Genomic DNA, 18749 nt, shown 5'->3' on the forward strand with positions numbered 1-18749 from the left:
CTATATGAAATGAAGTCTTTACCAATTAGGTTCACGATCAGGGCTAGAAGAAATACGATGCACGCTCAAATCAGCACCTTCATACTCCTCTTCCTGGGACATGCGTATACCTAAAACTGCTTTCAGGGTGCCATAGACAGCAAAGCCACCTACAAGAGCAATACCCACCCCTAAGGCACTACCGATTAGTTGACCAGTAAACGTGACCCCACCAATTCCGCCGAATACTTTGCTACCAAAAATTCCGGCAGCTAAACCACCCCAGAGTCCACACAAACCATGCAACGGCCAAACACCAAGAACATCATCAATCTTCCAGCGATTTTGTACCATGGTAAACATATAGACAAACAATCCACCAGCAACCAGACCTATAAATAAGGCGCCAATGGGATGCATTAAGTCTGAGCCTGCACATACCGCCACCAAGCCTGCAAGCGGGCCGTTGTAGACAAACCCTGGATCATTGCGACCAATAATCCAGGCAGCCAAAGTGCCGCCCACCATCGCCATCAATGAGTTCAGGGCAACTAGACCACTAATTTTGTCAATTGTCTGAGCGCTCATCACATTAAAACCAAACCAACCTACTGCCAAAATCCAGGCGCCCAAAGCTAAGAAGGGAATGCTTGAAGGTGGGTGTGCGGATATTTGACCTTCTTTGGTATAGCGACCTTGGCGAGCTCCCAGCAATATAACTGCCGGTAATGCAATCCAGCCACCAACGGCATGCACTACAACCGAACCTGCGAAATCATGGAACTCTTCTCCAGTCATACCCTTGATCCATGCCTGAATACCATAATGCTGATTCCAGGCAATGCCTTCGAAGAAGGGGTATACGAAACCAACCAAGACAAAAGTGGCGATTAACTGTGGATTAAACTTAGCGCGCTCTGCGATACCCCCAGAAATAATGGCAGGAATAGCAGCAGCAAAGGTTAGCAAGAAGAAAAACTTCACTAACTCATAGCCATTTTTCTGCGCTAACAATTCGGCTCCTGAAAAAAAGTTGACCCCATAGGCAATGCTGTAACCAATAAAGAAATAAGCGATGGTCGAAATTGAAAAGTCCACCAAGATCTTTACAAGGGCATTGACTTGATTTTTCTTACGAACAGTGCCGAGCTCCAAAAAGGCAAAGCCAGCATGCATTGCTAGGACCATAATGGCGCCAAGCAAAATAAAAAGTGCGTCACCACCAGATTTCAAGATTTCCATACCATTTTCCCCTTCTATTTTTTGCATCATTATGGGGAATAAATAAACTGCATTTGGTGCATTTTGCACTTAATTAGTGCAATAAATTATCCAGTATATGGTTTATGATGGATTTACACACACTCAAGGGAGAATCCATGCACACTCAAGGGAGAATCCATGAAAAAAGTCCTCGTAGTTTTAGCCGCTCTGACAACGTTTTCCGGCCTGACTATGGCACAACCAACTGCCACTATTAAGGTTCTGAGCACCCAAGAACTAGTTAACACCTGCAAGCTTCCTGCCAGCCCTGAATCTAGGAGTTTTTGTATTGGGTATACCACTGCAATCTACGACACCTATTTAGCAACTCGTCATCCACAACGTGCCAAGCCATTCATTTGCGTGAAACAACCAGCCCCATCACGCGATGAGGTGATTGCTGATTTTGTTAAGTTTGGACAGGAAGACCAACAAGTTGCTGAAAAACCAGCAGCTGGAGTTTTCTTGGGCTTCCTAGCGGCACCGCTTTCCTTGGGCTAGAAAATAATTCAAACAACTCAGTCAATTCAACATACATTTAAAGGACCCGTTGATATGAAAAAAATTATCGCGATTACAGCAGCCACTCTTGCAATTGCTGGTTGTTCAAATATGAGCAATACCGAACAGCGCACATTATCCGGAGCTTCAATTGGTGCCGTTGCAGGTGGTGTAGGTGCAGCTATTTTCCATGGCAACCCACTTTGGGGTGCCGTTGGTGGCGCAGCCGTTGGCGCTGCTTCTGGATACGTATATGACGCTTACAAAAAAACAGCAAGCATCTGAATACAACTCTGGCTACAACGCAGGCAAAGCCAACAAGCCAGCTAACGCTCCAAACTGATAGTAATAACCAGTTTTCGGCTTTCAAAACTACCCAGCTTGAATTAATTTACAAGCTGGGTTTTTATTTGAATCTCACCCATTAGCGCCTTGTGTATTGGGCACTTATTCGCAATCTCGATGAGACGATCCTTTTCTTGTGCAGTTAAATTGCCATAAAGCTCAATATCTCGTTGAAAAATTTCCACATCATTAAGTCGCTCAATATTCACAGTTACTACAGCATTTTCTAGATTCATTGCCTTACGTCCTGCATACATCTTTAGGGTCATACTCGTACAGGCCGCCAAAGCTGCGCCAAGGTATTCATGAGGGGTAGGACCAGTATCTGCTCCGCCATTAGAAACATAAGCATCGGCTAAAAAATGTAGATCGCCTACAGACAGTTTTTGCTGTAGAGCACCCTCTCCAAATTGCGATTGAACTTTTCTCATCCCATCTCCAAAACAATTTCAATTTCTTATTTACTTACTCAATTTTTCTAACGTAGGCAAATTCGCTTTTTTCCATGCGCTAAATCCACCCTCAAGATGACAGACATAGGGCACCCCCATGTTTTGCAAAGTTTGTACAGCCAGAGCTGAACGCCAAGCAGAAGCACAGTACAAAATTAAACGCTTACTCTCGCCAAATATTGACTTGAAATAGGGGCTTTCAGGGTCAACCCAAAACTCTAGCATCCCCCTTGGCGCATGAAAGGCATTCGGAATGAGACCTTCGCGCTCCAGCTCTCGCACATCACGAATATCTACAAAGACTACATTGGGGTCAGACAAAAAGTTTTGAGCCCTCTCCAGAGGGATGGTTTCAATTTCCGCCATAGCCCTATCAATTAACGCCTGGTACCCAATCTTCAATTTCATCAAAATCCCCTAAACTAACAATGCCTCAAATGACAACATGACCTGATACCATTTAGCTATGAACTTTAACTCTATTGAGCTTGGCGCGAGCATCATTTTTGCAACTGCAGTCTTGCATACATTTTGCACGGGCTACTTTGAATCGCTTGCTAAAAAATCCCCCAGACATGCTGGACTTTTACATCTTTTAGGCGAAGTCGAAATCGTCTTTGGATTTTGGGCAGCAATCCTCATTATCTTTATGTCTCTGAGCGATAGCCTAGACTTTGCAAAGTCTTTTTTAGAGAAACTCAACTTCACAGAACCCCTATTTGTATTTGCCATCATGATTGTTGCGGGTAGCAAGCCAATCTTGTACTTTGCAACTCAAATACTGCATGTTCTTGCTAAATGTTTGCAAATCATTTTGCAAACCCGTAGTACACCAACCCTGTACTTTCTAACCCTTGGGGTCACGCCTTTATTGGGTTCGCTAATAACCGAGCCGGCAGCGATGACCTTGGCGGCCTTTTTATTGCGTGACTTGGTATATCGTCACCCTTGCTCTAAGGCATTACTGTTCGGAACTCTTGGGGTGTTGTTTGTAAATATCTCGATTGGTGGCACTCTGACGAATTTTGCTGCGCCACCCGTACTCATGGTTGCCTCTACTTGGGATTGGAGTTCGGCGTATATGTTTGCCAACTTTGGTATCGAGTCTTGTATTGCCATCTTTATTAATGCCATTGGGGCAACCTTGTTATTCCAACGCCAACTTGTTGAGCCAAGCACATCAAGCCATGCAACAAAAATTCCACTGGCAGTCATTTCAATACATCTGCTCTTTTTGTTTGGGGTAGTGTTTTTTGCGCATGATCCAATTATTTTTATTTGGTTGCTATTATTTTTTATCGGCTATACAACGGCTTATCCCAAATATCAAAACCCTTTAATTCTAAAAGAAGCACTGTTGGTTGGTTTTTTCCTCGGCGGCTTGGTCGTATTAGGCGCCCTACAAGGATGGTGGCTGCAACCCATCTTGGAAATGATGAGTCCAACTGCTGTGTTTTACGGCAGCCTTGCGCTGACTGCGTTCACTGATAATGCCGCATTAACCTATTTGGGATCGCTAGTCACTGGTACATCACTCGAATTCAAATTAGCATTGGTTGGGGGCGCAGTAGCGGGAGGCGGCCTCACTGTTATTGCCAACGCACCAAATCCAGCGGGTATCGCGATCTTGCGCCAACATTTCCCAGGTGGGGCAGTTTCTGCAATGTATTTACTCATTGCAGCTTTACCACCTACCCTGGTTGCTATTGCAGCTTATCGCTTTCTATGAGCTGCCCAATTGCTTTCTGGAGGTAAAATCTGAGCTTCGCCCCCAGTTATAAACCTGAGAACGGCATATGAAAAAGCTCTACATCAAAACCTTTGGCTGTCAAATGAACGAGTATGACTCGGGGAAAATGGCAGATCTCCTCCATGCTGATGAAGGCATGGTCATGACTGATAAACCGGAAGATGCGGATCTTGTTTTGCTGAACACCTGTTCGATTCGCGAAAAAGCAGAAGACAAAGTATTTTCAGATCTTGGCCGCCTACGTGAACTCAAGAAAATAAAACCAGATCTACTCATTGGCGTCGGTGGTTGTGTAGCCAGTCAAGAAGGCCAACAAATTGTGAATCGCGCGCCTTATGTCGATGTCGTCTTTGGCCCTCAAACTTTGCATCGCTTGACGGATCTGCTTGCACAACGTCGTAAAACAGGGATTTCGCAAGTAGATATTTCTTTTCCAGAAATTGAAAAATTTGATCACCTGCCGGCTTCACGACAAACTCGTGGCTCAGCATACGTATCAATCATGGAAGGCTGTTCAAAATATTGCAGCTACTGCGTCGTTCCCTATACGCGAGGAGAAGAGGTATCCAGGCCGTTTGATGACGTTCTGACTGAAGTAGCTGGCCTGGCTAGTAAAGGCGTAAAAGAAATAGTTTTGCTTGGCCAAAACGTTAACGCTTATTTGGGCAAAATGGGCAGTACTGAAGAGCTGGCTGACTTCGCACTCCTCATTGAATATATCGCCGATATTCCTGGTGTAGAGCGTATTCGCTTCACTACCAGTCACCCCAAAGAATTCACACAACGGCTGATTGATGTTTACGCTAAGGTTCCCAAACTGGTTAGCCATCTTCACCTGCCAGTTCAACACGGCTCCGATTCTGTGTTATCAGCAATGAAGCGTGGCTACACTGCATTGGAATACAAAAGCATCATTCGCAAAATGCGCGTGGTTCGTCCAGACCTCACCTTATCGAGTGATTTTATTGTGGGCTTTCCTGGCGAGACTGATGCCGATTTTGAGAAGCTGTTGAAGATGGTTCGTGAGCTGCAATTTGATAATAGTTTTTGCTTTATCTTTAGTCCACGCCCCGGTACACCTGCAGACAATCTTCAGGATGACACTCCGTATGAAGTGAAGTTAAAGCGCCTGCAAACTCTACTAGCTTTAGTCGAGGGGCAGGCTTCAGAAATTAGTCGACAAATGTTGGGCAAAACAGAAAAGGTTTTGGTCGAGGGCCTAGCGAAGGACGGGATTAATTTACAAGGTAGATCCGAAAATAATCGCGTCATTCACTTCACAGCACCATCAGAGGTAATCGAATCTTTGATAGGGAATATGGTTGATATTCGCATCACTGAAGCACTCAACTACACCCTCAGAGGAGAAATAGTGGTAAGTCATGTCCACTGATACCAAACTTACAATTCAGCTTCAATATGCCAGCCCTAGTATTGAGAGCTCAATCCTAGCGACTGCTTCTACCGCTTTAATCAAGAAATGGGTTAAGTCTTGCACTCAAAGTGCGGGGACAATAACCTTGCGTTTCGTGAACGCTGCCGAAGGAAAAAAACTCAACGGTGCTTTTCGCAATAAGGACTATGCCACCAATGTTCTAACCTTCCCTTATAAGCATTCTCAGAATTTAATTGAGGCGGATATTATTTTTTGCCTGCCAGTCATTCAAAAAGAGGCGAAAGAACAAGGAAAGCAACTTAAAGCTCACCTAGCTCATTTGATTGTGCATGGCTGCCTTCATGCCCAGGGCTACGATCATGAGAACAGTAAAGATGCCCTCAAGATGGAATCACTCGAAACAACACTCCTGCAAAAATTGGGCTTTTCTGATCCCTATTTAGCCCAGTAATTTCTAGCCTGACATATTTTTTACGCTATTCTTGCGCTATGCCTGACCCCAATAAATCGCTACTAGACCGTTTAACGGATTTCTTATCGCCACAGCCAACCAGCCCAAGCGAACGCCGTCTAGAACTTATAGAAACACTGCGCGAAGCACAGACTGAGGGATTGATTGATGCAGATGCACTCTCCATGATTGAGGGTGTCTTTCAAGTTGGTCAATTATGCGCACGAGATATATTGGTTCCACGTGCTCAAATTGACTGGATCGATATCTCTCTGCCACTCTCAGAAATAGTGAAGACGGTTATAGAGGCTGCTCACTCTCGCTTTCCTGTTTTTGAAGGAACTCGTGACAACGTGATTGGCATCCTGTTGGCAAAAGATTTATTGCGTCACTCAACTGAAAAAGATTTTCAGGTACGTGACTGGTTACGCCCAGCAGTCTTTATTCCAGAATCTAAACGTCTAAGTGTCTTGTTGCGTGACTTTAAAGATAATCGCAATCATTTGGCCGTAGTCGTGGATGAATACAGCGGTGTTGCAGGCATCATCACCATTGAAGATGTTCTAGAGCAAATCGTTGGCGATATTGAAGATGAGCACGATATTGACGAAGAGGCGGATAACATCATCTCCTTGGATAATGGCGATATCCGCGTTAAGGGAATCACCGAATTAGACCAATTCAACGCAAGGCTTGGAACTCATTTTGCAGTCGAGGACATTGAGACAGTTGCAGGCTTAGTCATTCAACATCTTGGCCGTGTTCCAAAAATGGGCGAGCTTATTCAGATCGATGGAATTGAATTTGAAGTGCAGCGTGCAGACCCCCGGCAAATTCATATTTTGCTTGCGCGCCAGATACCCAAAAGTAGCGACTAAGGCTGCACTTGGTCAATTTGCATTTCTTTAAAAGTAGTCGTCCGCTTATGTTGGTTGCCCTCTTGCTATTAGGGGCAGCCTTAGCTGGCGCCGCAGAATTACCTTATGGTGGCTGGATCCAAATTCCCATCTTAGCTCTAGTATGGTGGTGCCTAGATACCTCAAAAGCAATATCTTTCAAAAACTCTTTTTTGTTGGGTTGGATTTTTGGACTTGGTTATTTCATTATCGGCCTTTGGTGGCTCTATATCAGCCTGCACGACATCGGGGGAATGAATAGCGCGCTATCGTGTGTTGCTGTTTTTCTTTTATCTTCTTACGTTGCTCTTTATTTTTCAGCTGCCAGCTTATCGATTCGTCTTTTCAGAAGCTCGGCCTTTTCTGGAGTGCTGCTTGCCTCAAGTTGGGTAGTTTTTGAATACCTACGTGGTGAAATTTTTACCGGCTTCCCCTGGATGGGTTTTGCAGAGTCACAAGTAAATGGTCCCTTTGCGGCAATTGCCCCTTATCTAGGCGGTCTTGGTTGTACTTTCTTTGCTGTACTCGCTGCTTGGCTACTGTTTTGCATAAAAAAAGAATCGGCAAAAAATGCGGTGGGTCTTTTGTTTGTCTTGGCAATTCCTCTGCTAGCTGGTCAATCGAGCTTTACCAAACCCACCGGGGAGCCACTATCAGTCCAACTCATTCAGGGTAATTTTGCCCAAAGCCTCATCCTTAGACCGGAAGGGATTGTTCAGCAAATTGACTTCTATAACAGAGCTATTACAAGCTCAAATGCTGAACTCACAATCGCCCCTGAAACTGCTTTTCCTTGGCCAGAATCTAGCTTACCTCCAGATCTATTTTTAGGTTTGCAAAAGTTTACGGATACAGGCAACGGAAATCTTCTTTTTGGAACAATTGGCAGAGATCCTTATGGAGAAAATGGTCGTGAGTTTTCTAATCGAGCCCTAGGAATTTCGCCAAAGACTCAGCGTTATGAATACGATAAAAACCATTTAGTACCCTTTGGCGAATTTATTCCCCCAGGATTTCATTGGTTTGTAAGCACCTTTAGTGTGCCGTTGAGTGATTTTGCAAGGGGTGGAAATAATCAAGCCAACTTCACCATCATTAGAAGAGACCAAGCCCCACTCTATGCTGCCATCACAATCTGCTATGAGGATGTTTTTGGTGGAGAACTTGCAAGTCGTATCAGACGCAATCAAGAACCTACCAACCTGCTCATTAACATCACGAACTTGGCCTGGTTTGGCCAATCACAAGCACCAGCCCAACAATTACGACTCTCTCAGCTGCGCTCACTTGAAACCGGCCTACCAGCATTGCGCGCTACAAATACCGGCATTACCTCCGTACTAGGGCATGACGGTAAGGTGCTAGCAGTCCTACCAGGCTTTACCCAGGCCATCTTAAGCACACAGGTGCAGGCATATACCGGGAAGACGCCTTATGTAAGCTGGGGCAATTTACCCATTTTGAGCCTTTCCTGTCTACTTCTGATTTGGGGTTTAATTCGGCAAAGGCGTTTTTAGTCATTTTTGACTCTGCAGTACCCTAGCCATGTAAAATCAATGGCTTAGCCAGGTTAATCATGCTTACTTTTCAGCAAATCATTCTCAAACTCCAAGATTATTGGGACCTACAAGGTTGTGCCCTATTGCAACCCATTGACCTCGAAGTGGGGGCAGGTACATCCCATACCGCTACTTTCTTGCGCGCTATTGGTCCAGAACCTTGGAAAGCCGCCTACGTTCAACCTTCACGCAGACCAAAAGATGGTCGTTATGGCGAGAATCCGAATCGCTTGCAGCACTACTATCAATATCAGGTAGTTCTTAAGCCAGCCCCTGAAAATATTCTCGAACTGTACCTAGGCTCACTTGCTGCACTTGGTCTTGATCTCAAAGAAAACGATATTCGCTTTGTAGAGGATGACTGGGAAAACCCAACCCTCGGAGCCTGGGGCTTAGGTTGGGAAGTTTGGCTCAATGGCATGGAAGTTACTCAATTTACTTATTTCCAACAAGTGGGTGGATTAGATTGCAAGCCTGTTTTAGGAGAAATCACCTACGGCATTGAGCGTCTCGCAATGTATATTCAGAACTGCTCAAATGTCTACGACTTAGTTTGGGCTGAGGGTATTTCTTATGGTGACGTTTATCACCAAAATGAGGTTGAGCAATCTTGCTACAACTTTGAACATTCAAATACAGATTTATTATTTGCTAACTTTACAAACTTTGAAAGTGAAGCAAAACGCTTAATGGAAGTGCCGCTGGCCCTACCAGCCTATGAGATGGTTCTCAAAGCTGCACATACCTTTAATTTATTGGATGCTCGAGGCGCCATTTCTGTTACTGAACGCGCTGCATACATCGGCCGTATTCGGAATCTATCTCGCGCAGTTGCTCAAGCCTATTTTGAATCCAGAGAAAAGCTGGGATTCCCAATGTGCCAACGCCACACTAAAGCGTAAGTCATTATGAGTAAAGTTAATTCAAACACCCAATCAGCTAATTTACTGATTGAAGTATTTACCGAAGAGCTCCCACCCAAATCATTACGTCGCCTGGGTGAAGCTTTTAGTGAGGGAATTTTTAATCATCTTAAATCTGCCAATCTCACCACGGACGCATCGGTAGTTACAAGCTTTGCTACACCTCGTCGTTTAGCTGTTCAGATCAGTAATGTAATCAATCAAGCACAAGACTATCCAGTACGAGAAAAATTACTTCCAACTAGCATTGCTTATGATGCCCATGGCAAAGTCACAGCACCACTACTGAAGAAATTGGCTGCTTTAGGACATGAGGGAATCGACCTTTCTACTCTCGATAAAGCTGGCGAAGGCAAAAATGAAGCGCTCTATTTGAATATTGTCGCCAAGGGCGCCTTATTAGAGCAAACCGCTCAAACAGCTCTGGAGCAAACTCTGAGCAAGCTTCCCATTGCTAAAATGATGCACTATCAAGTGCTACAAAATAATGGTGAATTAGCCGATGTTCAATTTGCACGTCCAGCACACCGAATCATCGCACTTCATGGCGATAAGGTTCTAAATATTCACAGCCTTGGCATTTGGGCCAGCAATCAAACTGAAGGACACCGCTTCTTAGCACCAGGTGCCATCACGATTAGCAGTGCTGATCAGTATGAAAATGATCTGCAAAATAAGGCCAAAATTATCCCTAGCTTTAGCAAGCGTCGCGCCCAAATCGAATCCGAGCTTTTGAAAGCGGCGGGTGAGGATACTGTTTTGATGCCCGATAGTTTATTGGATGAAGTGACTGCATTAGTTGAATGGCCCACTATTTACGAGTGTCACTTTGATCAAGAGTTTTTAGAAGTTCCCCAGGAATGCTTAATTCTGACGATGCAAACTAATCAAAAATATTTTGCATTAACAGATCAGCAAGGAAAACTACGCAATCGTTTTTTGATTGTTTCAAATATTGAAACTACTAAACCTCATGCCATTATTTCTGGCAATGAACGTGTTGTTCGTCCGCGTCTTTCTGATGCTCGCTTTTTCTTTCAGCAAGACCAAAAGCGTCCACTTGCCTCACGCCTCAGCGATCTTGGAAAAGTGGTGTATCACAATCAATTAGGCAATCAACTCGATCGCACAAAACGGGTTCAAGGAATTGCTATAGGCATCGCTCAACAACTTCAGGCTGATGAAAAACTGGCAAGCCGTGCTGCTGAATTAGCAAAAATCGATTTACTCACCGATATGGTTGGTGAATTCCCGGAACTGCAAGGCATTATGGGTCGTTACTATGCCACTCATGATGGCGAGAACCCAGAAGTCGCTGCCGCCTGTAGTGAACATTACATGCCTAGATTTGCTGGTGATACCTTACCAATCACCCAAACTGGCACAATTCTTGCAATCGCGGACAAGCTAGAGACACTAGTTGGGATCTGGGGTGTCGGTCTTGCGCCGACAGGGGATAAGGATCCTTATGCATTGCGTCGTCATGCACTAGGAATCTGCCGCCTTCTCCTGGAAAAAAATCTTCAATTAAGTCTGCCTGAATTAATTGAACTTGCTCGTGCCCAATTTACTCAAAAGGATGTTCAAGAGAAAGCTGTTGCTGCAGAGATCTATGCTTTCATTATTGATCGCTTACGCGCCTATTTGAAAGATCAATCTGTTGCTGGCAAACCATTTACCAGCGCAGAAATTGACGCAGTGCTCAGTCAATCACCCGCACAAATCAATGATTTAATTGGGCGCCTTGCAGCTCTGCGTGAATTTAACGCGCTCCCGCAAGCGGCTCAACTGGCTGCTGCTAACAAACGTATCAGCAACATCCTCAAAAAAACTACGACAGCAATACCGGGTACATGCTCCGATCAGTTACTGCAGATTCCAGCTGAGATTTCTGTATATCAAGCCCTACAAAGCATAAGCCCTAAATTGAATATGGCTTATGAAAAGCGTCAATTTGTTGAGCTTCTAAAAGCATTAGTAGAGCTAAGCACTCCAATTGACCAATTTTTTGCTGATGTCATGGTGATGGATCCCAATCCAGAGTTACGCGACAATCGCTTAGCCCTCTTGCAACAACTTCACCAGAAAATGAATCTCATTGCCGATCTCGGCAAGCTAGCATGAGCAATAGCTCCACTAAATTAGTCATCCTAGATCGTGATGGTGTGATCAATGAAGATCGCGATGATTACGTTAAGTCTGCCGATGAGTGGGTGCCACTACCAGGAAGCCTCGAAGCTATAGCCTTGCTCAATCAAGCAGGTTATCAAATTGCAATTGCTACCAATCAATCCGGTCTAGCAAGAGGATATTTCACCATCAGCGAACTACATGCCATGCATAGCAAGATGGAGAAATTACTTCAGCCTCTAGGTGGCAATATCGACAGCATCTTCTTTTGCCCTCACTCTGATGCTCATGCTTGCGATTGCCGCAAACCAGCACCTGGCTTAATGAAAGAGATTGCGCTGAGGTACAAAAAAACGGATAGCACACAGCCTTTGCTAGGCGTTCCGATTGTTGGCGACTCCTTGCGCGATCTACAAGCTGGCGCGGTATTAGGTGCTTCACCACATTTGGTGCTTACTGGCAAAGGGCAAAAAACCCTCGATCAAGGCGGCCTTCCTGAGGGAACTCAAATACATGCGGATCTCATGGCATTTGCTACTACACTGCTAGATAATCACCACTAAGGTAGCAATGATCTTCATCCGCTCGACTATTTTTGCCGTATTTTTATTAGTCTTTACCCCCATCTGGTCGGTACTATGCATGCTAGCGTTTCCGTTTTTAAACGCAGAGAATCGCTATCGCTTTATTGGACTCTGGAACAAAGTAGTCATTTGGCTGCTGTGGCATTTATGTGGCATTCATTATGAAATTCGCGGTATGGAAAACATACGCGCTGTATTAAATGAGTCTGTCGTGATTTTGAGTAAGCATCAATCCGCTTATGAAACGATTGCCTACATTGCACTGCTACCCAAACAACTCTGTTTTGTCTTTAAACGTGAATTACTCTGGATTCCATTTTTTGGCTGGGCTCTGGCCTTGCTAAAAATGATTCATATTAATCGAGCCAATAAACAGACGGCAGCGTTATCGGTAGCATTACAAGGGCGCAAACGCCTTAGTGAAGGTAAATGGATCATGCTTTTTCCTGAGGGAACTAGAACTCCAACTGGATCAACCAAACCTTATCGTAAAGGTGGAGCTCGCTTAGCAAGCGCCACAGGTGCATTGGTTATCCCAATTGCACATAACGCAGGTAGGTTCTGGCCTAAAAATAGTTTTCTGAAATTCCCTGGTACGGTGATTTTTTCAATTGGGCCAGCTATTGGCTCCATAGGTAAATCTGGAGAAGAACTTCAGCAAGAAGTTGAGGGATGGATTGAATCTGAAATGCGCGTAATAGACCCAAGCGCCTATTAATAAATCACCGCCATACTGAAGGCAAAACTTATACAGCTAGAACTTTAGCCCACTCAATATATCGATCAACAGAAATATCCTGAGCTCTTGCTTTAAGCTCTTGCTCGCTTAATTCGGGTCTATCCGAAAACAGTTGCAAATTTGTACGCAATATTTTTCTTCTTTGTGAAAATGCGGCAGCCACTAACTTCTCGAGCGCAATCCACTCAGCATAGGATAGGTTAAATTCTTTTTTGGGAATCATACGAACCACCGCAGAATTGACCTTAGGGGCTGGATCAAAAGCCTCGGGTGGAACCTCTAAAACTAATTCCATATCATAACGAGCCTGAAGCATTACTGATAATCTACTGAAATCAGAGCTACCTGCCTTCGCGACCATTCTCTCGACAACCTCAGCCTGCAACATAAATACTTGCTCATCTACAAAAGGGGCGGCAGATACCAAATGAAATAACAAGGGGGAGGAAATGTTGTATGGCAAGTTACCAACCACCTTACAAAGACCAGCTCTACCAGAACGGTTTTGTGCCCATTGCTCAAAATCAAACTTAAGGGCATCTCCTTCGATGATAGTCAAGCCTGGAAGATTTTCATGTTCCCAATATGCCACCAAATCACGATCAATCTCCAGCAAATCTAACTGGTCAAGACTACTCAATAACGGTTTAGTTAAGGCCCCTAGCCCCGGGCCAATCTCAATCACATGCATCTTCGGATTGGGGTTAATCAAACTTACAATGGAGTAAATAATCCCCTGATCTTGCAAAAAATTTTGCCCAAATCGTTTGCGTGCACGATGCATGTTTAGCGTGTTTTTCTCTGGTTAAGAGCCAACTGATGAGCCAAGCGTAGTGCTTCTAACATGCTTCCGGAGTCTGCCAAGCCTTTACCAGCGATATCTAAAGCGGTTCCATGATCCACAGAAGTGCGAATAATAGGCAACCCAAGAGTCACATTTACGCCGCCACCAAATGTAACAAACTTAAATGGCGCTAAGCCTTGATCGTGATACATCGCAATATAAGCATCTACCTCACTCAAAGAGGAGGCATTAAACATAGTATCTCCTGGGTAAGGACCAGAAACATGAATACCCAAATTTTTTGCAGCCTCAATCGCAGGGGAAATGAATTCATTTTCTTCAACCCCCAAATAACCAGATTCACCTGCATGAGGATTCAAACCAGCAACTCTGATTCTGGGTTTGGAAATATCAAATTTTTCTTGTAAGTCACGATGCACTATTACAATGGTATCGAGCACAAACCGACGACTGAGGCCAGATGAAACCATCTGTAATGGCAGGTGGGTAGTTGTAAGAGCAACTCTTAACGGGCTAGTCTGATGAAGACCTAAAAATCCTTCAGACAAAGTAGCGCATAGCATCATGACGACATGAGAAACCTTACAACGCTGCGCCAAATACTCTGTATGACCTGTAAACGGAATCTCAGCTAAATTAATAATGCTCTTTTGTACTGGCGCAGTCACCATGGCGTCGAAGCGTCCGTGAAGACATCCATCAATAGCCTCATTTAATGTGTTCAATACATATTGCGCATTCTGGACATTTAAAATTCCAGGTTCTACAGAAGTAACCAATGGAACATCTTGGATTTTCAAGCGCTCAGAAGCATTATTTTGTTGCTGAAGGGGGGGAGACAATAGATTTGCATCACCAAGCAAGGTAATTCGTGCTTCAGCTTGCTCAGCTAGGAAAGTAGCTGCAGCAGCTACCGCTATCTCAGGCCCAATACCAGCAGGTTCGCCAGTAGTAATAACTAGATTAACGGGGGCTACTTGTTGCTGCATCGTCTACGTTCAAGATTTTCACAGTAGCAGTGTCTCTTAATTCCCGAATCCAATCCTGATAAGCTTGCTCAAATTTTCTTTCGCGAATTGCCGCTCGCGCAAACTCACGCTGCTTTTCAACCGTGAGCTGCGCTTCTCGACGCTCTAGAACTTGAATCAAATGCCAACCAAATTCAGACTTTACTGGATTGCTTACCTCGCCTATTTGAAGACGATTCATCGCCATCTCAAACTCAGGCACCAAATCTCCTGGACCCATCCAGCCTAAATTACCGCCATTCGAAGCTGAACCATCCTCTGAATATTTTTTTGCAAGCTCACCAAAATCTGCTGTTTTTGCCCTTACCTGATCACGATATCCTTGCAATCGCCTTTCAGCATCTTGATCACTGAGTCCTGGTCGATTTTTTAGCAGGATGTGTCGAGACAGTGTTTGGGTAATCATAATATTTTGCGGTGTGGCTGATGAGGCTTCTGTGGGCGCAGAAGCTTGCTGCGCATTAGCAGCTTGAACCATCGCACGACGATCCATTACTTTAAGCACATGAAAGCCAGCAGGACTTTTCACAACTGCGTTAGCAACTTGACCGCTACCGGTATTACGGACTGCCTCAAAAAACAATTGTGGCAGTCTATCGGCTGGTCGATAGCCTAGATCCTGAAATTTAATTCTTGGATTATCTTTAGCTGCCATTGCGCCAAGCTGCATGAAATCAGTATCACCCTTCGCATCACGCAACAAAGCTTCGGCTTTCTTTTTTGCCTCGGCTTGAGAACCAGCGCCAGCATTTGGCTCGACAGGAATAAAAATTTGTGCGACATCGATCTCTTCCGGCTGACCCTTAGCAGCAGACGCAGAACGCGCTGCGGCTCCGCTACCGATTGCACGATTTCTTTCAGAAATGAAATTATCAATCTCTGCATCAGAAATTTTGATCTTACCTTCAACCTCTCGCTCACGATATCGACTCACAGTAATATCTTCTCGCAGCATTTCGCGATATCGATTAAACGTAATTCCCGAGGCAGTCACTTTTGCCTTAAATTCGGCTACTGATAACTTATTTTTTGTAGCGATATCACTAATAATTTTGTCCAACTCCTTATTAGTAATCTTAATTCCCTCTTGCTCAGCATTTTGGAGCTGAATTTTTTCAATAATGAGTCGATCAAGAATTACTTTACGAAGATTTTCTTGATCAGGTAGTTTTGTTCCGTGCTTTTGAAGAGTGGCAATTCGATCATCAATTTCTTTGCGGGTTACATAACCCGTATTCACCACTGCTGCTACGCCATCAATGTTACGAATCTTGCTATCGAATGCCGGACTAGATTTAGTTGCATATTGAGCATTCGATTGGCTTGCGAGCAAAATAAACCCAAGAAAAATAATGGGGGAAATAAGGAGTTTCAAGTGATTGCTACTGAGCGTCATTGGTAATTCTCATAGATGGATAGCGGAATAGGCTTGGAGGTAGGCATCATATATCCAGGAACATTTAACTTCATGATATCAACTGGTTTGCTACCTGCGCTAGCAAACCCCCTAAATTCGATCTGGAAGAGCACTTGAGTGGTTGTAATTAAGGAGGTATTAACAGCCTGAGAGTAGGCGCCGCGGAAAGTCCAGCAATCTCGTGTCCACTCTAAACCAACCATCGTATTGAGAGTCTTGATAGTCAAAGCATCATAGCCCCAACGACCCAAAAGTGAAACCTCACGCGTAACAGGCCATTGCCCAGAAATATTATATTGATCAGTAGTTGTGGCACCCGGTACATAGGACTGATTATTCTGCGCGGATACCTGTACCGGTGGCGTCCATACATTGCGATAACCAAAATTTAAACTTCTGCCAACTGTTGGTCGCCAACTAGCACCAACAGTGGTTTGTACAAAACGATTTAATTGCGAGTTGTATTGACCAAATATATCTGCACTAAAGTTTCCAAGTAGACGAACTGACCCTGAGCCCAGCGTATCTGAATAGGTCGACGGGTTGGTAATAGTCCCATTTAGGCCAACCTTCTGCCCAGTAAATTGCTGCTTCTGCGCCAAGGTTATATTTGCACGTTCGGCACCACTGCTTGCTTCAATCATGCGACTCGTTAAGCCCATAGTTGCCGCATTAGCATCTGAAACACGGTCATTACCAATAAATGTATTTGCCGTAAAAATCTGCGAAATACCAAAGCCCGCGTCGGCAGTATCAAATACTGGCGTATTGCTCTGGTTTTGGTATGGGGTAAATGCATAAAAGACCCTGGGCTCCATAGTGAGCAACATATCCCGCCCATAGAAGCCTTTTAACTCAGCAGCATCCCTCTCAAATGCCAAACCAGAGTCCAGCGTGAATGTTGGAATAGTGAAGCCCTGAGCATTTGGCACACTACCAGGAACAGACGGAGTTGCATTGTAGTTATTGGATTGGAAACTAATTTTTGGCGTAATGTAATAGCCTGGGGTTACATTGGGTAATGCTAAGGCCCCTTTAACAACGGTTCGATCTGCCTGCGTATATGCACCAGGAGCCGGAGCATTGAAATTGCTACCTAGAGCATAGGCGAATCGAGTGTAATCAGTTAAAAAAGTGGTTTGCGGTCCAGATGGCAGCGCCAAATATTTACTGCTTTTATCAGTGACCATTGGTGTGACCATTGGTGTCAACTGACTGTTGTAGGCAGCAGTAATGTTCGGCATGATGTTGTACGGCGCTTGCACTAAATTATTCGGATCTGGCTGAAGCGTTTGGAAAGTTGCAGCCTTTGCACCAACGACCCAATTGCTCAAGCTACCAGTCAACTGCTTGGAGGTTCCTACTTCTTGACGAAACTTACTAGTAACTCCGCCAGCAATACTTTGAGAAAAATCGGTAGGGTACAAACTATCTGATACACGTGCCATATTGGCATAGCCACTCCAAGACCCTGGAAGTGGTGCACCACCAGGTCCTATACCACCACTAAATACTTGTCGTTGCTGCCAATCGTACTTCCAGCGATTAGTGCCAGTTTGTCTGTCGTATGGCAAATACTCGCCAGTTGCTACCCCAGAATATTTGCTATCTAAATATCGATAAGTTGTTCCGATCATCAAACCGCGATGCGTCATTTCCCTAGGAACCAAAAGCAGATCACGATTTGGTGCGATATTTACATAATAGGGCTGAGTGATATCTAACCCATTATTTGAGTTATATCCAACCGTTGGGGCTAAAAGACCGGAGCGGCGCTGCCCGCCTGTTGGGGCAGTAAAATATGGAACATAAGCAATAGGTACATCGAAGAAATGCATCACGCCATGTGTACCAGTCATTTCTTTTTGCTCGTTGTCAATCTCCATACTGGCTACTGTGAAATACCAATCCATATTTTCAGGTGTACAAGTAGAGTAGGTCGCCTTATCAAAAACAAACACATCTGAGTTTTCAATCGTTAATTTCTTCGCTTTTCCATTTCCGCGACTATCACGAAGCTCGTACGTTGGAGCGTCCATCGAACCTTCGCGAGCATCGACTTTAAATTGACCCCTTGGTCCTTTAAAGGTTGTATTGCCTTTTGACAGTTCCGCATTACCAATAAGATCAGCAATATCAGTATCGGGATCGTAAGTAATCTCATCAGCTTTTAGTGCTGCGCCATTACGGCGGATTTGTGCGCGCCCCTTCAGGTGCATATCGCGCTCAGCCACCCCATCAATCTCATCACTAGAAGTAAAGGTAAGGGCTTGACCATCACTAATGGGTTTGCCAACACGCAATTGATCATCCAGCTTTAATACTGTTACATTTCCCCGATCGGGCAACAGGACCGCATTAGCTGAGGCTTGTGATACTGGAGGCAAAGGAGCAGGAGCCTGAGCACTTGCCGGAAGTGCCAATTGAAGCAATACAAGCCCCGCCACTACTCGCAGGGTTACTAGCCAAAAAAGAGGGGCGCAAAGGCCGGCGCGACGGCGATAATGACTCATGGATCCAGACCCGCCTTA

18 protein-coding genes are annotated in these 18749 nt (G+C 44.6%); 11 read left to right on the forward strand and 7 right to left on the reverse strand.

Annotation, left to right across the window (positions count from 1 at the left end; all coding sequences use genetic code 11):
* Window positions 1–18: 18 nt before the first annotated feature.
* On the reverse strand, window positions 19–1221 hold the full coding sequence (locus tag DXE33_RS06730) for an ammonium transporter (RefSeq protein ID WP_114639755.1): 1203 nt from the start codon (window positions 1219–1221) through the stop codon (window positions 19–21).
* Window positions 1222–1380: 159 nt separating this feature from the next.
* Between DXE33_RS06730 and DXE33_RS06735 the strand changes: the two genes are divergently transcribed.
* Window positions 1381–1743, forward strand: coding sequence for a Rap1a/Tai family immunity protein (locus tag DXE33_RS06735; RefSeq protein ID WP_114639210.1), 363 nt, complete (start codon window positions 1381–1383; stop codon window positions 1741–1743).
* Window positions 1744–1797: 54 nt separating this feature from the next.
* A complete protein-coding gene (locus tag DXE33_RS06740) occupies window positions 1798–2028 on the forward strand; it encodes a glycine zipper domain-containing protein (protein WP_231970427.1) in 231 nt (76 codons plus the stop codon).
* A 101-nt stretch (window positions 2029–2129) separates the two neighbouring features.
* Here the strand turns inward: DXE33_RS06740 and DXE33_RS06745 are convergent, their stop codons facing one another.
* Entirely contained in the window at window positions 2130–2519 is a 390-nt protein-coding gene (locus DXE33_RS06745) for an OsmC family protein (RefSeq protein ID WP_114639211.1), read from the reverse strand.
* A gap of 30 nt (window positions 2520–2549) precedes the next feature.
* Window positions 2550–2948 (reverse strand): rhodanese-like domain-containing protein, encoded by a 399-nt coding sequence (locus DXE33_RS06750; RefSeq protein WP_174222298.1) that lies wholly within the window; start codon window positions 2946–2948, stop codon window positions 2550–2552.
* A 58-nt stretch (window positions 2949–3006) separates the two neighbouring features.
* Between DXE33_RS06750 and DXE33_RS06755 the strand changes: the two genes are divergently transcribed.
* The 9 genes from DXE33_RS06755 to DXE33_RS06795 all read left to right on the forward strand — a co-directional run bounded on the left by DXE33_RS06755 (window position 3007) and on the right by DXE33_RS06795 (window position 12947).
* Window positions 3007–4269 carry a putative Na+/H+ antiporter gene (locus tag DXE33_RS06755; RefSeq protein ID WP_114639212.1) on the forward strand — a complete coding sequence of 421 codons (1263 nt, stop codon included), beginning with the start codon at window positions 3007–3009 and terminating at the stop codon, window positions 4267–4269.
* 67 nt (window positions 4270–4336) lie between these two features.
* Window positions 4337–5683: a tRNA (N6-isopentenyl adenosine(37)-C2)-methylthiotransferase MiaB gene (miaB, locus tag DXE33_RS06760; RefSeq protein WP_114639213.1), complete on the forward strand. Its 1347-nt coding sequence runs from the start codon at window positions 4337–4339 to the stop codon at window positions 5681–5683.
* Window positions 5673–6137: an rRNA maturation RNase YbeY gene (gene ybeY, locus DXE33_RS06765; protein ID WP_114639214.1), complete on the forward strand. Its 465-nt coding sequence runs from the start codon at window positions 5673–5675 to the stop codon at window positions 6135–6137. Before miaB ends, ybeY begins: the two co-directional genes overlap by 11 nt.
* A 38-nt stretch (window positions 6138–6175) precedes the next feature.
* On the forward strand, window positions 6176–7015 hold the full coding sequence (locus DXE33_RS06770) for an HlyC/CorC family transporter (protein ID WP_114639215.1): 840 nt from the start codon (window positions 6176–6178) through the stop codon (window positions 7013–7015).
* A gap of 47 nt (window positions 7016–7062) precedes the next feature.
* A complete protein-coding gene (lnt, locus tag DXE33_RS06775) occupies window positions 7063–8550 on the forward strand; it encodes an apolipoprotein N-acyltransferase (RefSeq protein WP_114639216.1) in 1488 nt (495 codons plus the stop codon).
* A gap of 59 nt (window positions 8551–8609) precedes the next feature.
* Entirely contained in the window at window positions 8610–9494 is an 885-nt protein-coding gene (gene glyQ / locus DXE33_RS06780) for a glycine--tRNA ligase subunit alpha (protein WP_114639217.1), read from the forward strand.
* A 6-nt stretch (window positions 9495–9500) separates the two neighbouring features.
* Window positions 9501–11639 carry a glycine--tRNA ligase subunit beta gene (gene glyS / locus DXE33_RS06785; protein WP_114639218.1) on the forward strand — a complete coding sequence of 713 codons (2139 nt, stop codon included), beginning with the start codon at window positions 9501–9503 and terminating at the stop codon, window positions 11637–11639.
* Window positions 11636–12208, forward strand: a complete 573-nt coding sequence (gmhB, locus tag DXE33_RS06790) for a D-glycero-beta-D-manno-heptose 1,7-bisphosphate 7-phosphatase (RefSeq protein ID WP_114639219.1) — start codon at window positions 11636–11638, stop codon at window positions 12206–12208. Before glyS ends, gmhB begins: the two co-directional genes overlap by 4 nt.
* A 7-nt stretch (window positions 12209–12215) precedes the next feature.
* On the forward strand, window positions 12216–12947 hold the full coding sequence (locus DXE33_RS06795) for a lysophospholipid acyltransferase family protein (RefSeq protein ID WP_114639220.1): 732 nt from the start codon (window positions 12216–12218) through the stop codon (window positions 12945–12947).
* A gap of 28 nt (window positions 12948–12975) precedes the next feature.
* Here the strand turns inward: DXE33_RS06795 and rsmA are convergent, their stop codons facing one another.
* Genes rsmA through DXE33_RS06815 form a run of 4 tightly spaced genes read right to left on the reverse strand, consistent with a single transcriptional unit; the run spans window position 12976 to window position 18731 of the window.
* Window positions 12976–13752, reverse strand: coding sequence for a 16S rRNA (adenine(1518)-N(6)/adenine(1519)-N(6))-dimethyltransferase RsmA (gene rsmA, locus DXE33_RS06800; RefSeq protein WP_114639221.1), 777 nt, complete (start codon window positions 13750–13752; stop codon window positions 12976–12978).
* Window positions 13753–13754: 2 nt separating this feature from the next.
* Window positions 13755–14762: a 4-hydroxythreonine-4-phosphate dehydrogenase PdxA gene (gene pdxA, locus DXE33_RS06805; RefSeq protein ID WP_114639222.1), complete on the reverse strand. Its 1008-nt coding sequence runs from the start codon at window positions 14760–14762 to the stop codon at window positions 13755–13757.
* A complete protein-coding gene (locus DXE33_RS06810) occupies window positions 14737–16197 on the reverse strand; it encodes a peptidylprolyl isomerase (RefSeq protein WP_114639223.1) in 1461 nt (486 codons plus the stop codon). The genes pdxA and DXE33_RS06810 overlap by 26 nt, the downstream gene beginning before the upstream one ends.
* Complete coding sequence (locus DXE33_RS06815) at window positions 16194–18731, reverse strand: LPS-assembly protein LptD (RefSeq protein WP_114639224.1); 2538 nt, start codon at window positions 18729–18731, stop codon at window positions 16194–16196. Before DXE33_RS06815 ends, DXE33_RS06810 begins: the two co-directional genes overlap by 4 nt.
* Window positions 18732–18749 lie beyond the last annotated feature (18 nt).

The organism is Polynucleobacter necessarius (assembly GCF_900096765.1).
GTDB lineage: Bacteria > Pseudomonadota > Gammaproteobacteria > Burkholderiales > Burkholderiaceae > Polynucleobacter > Polynucleobacter necessarius_F.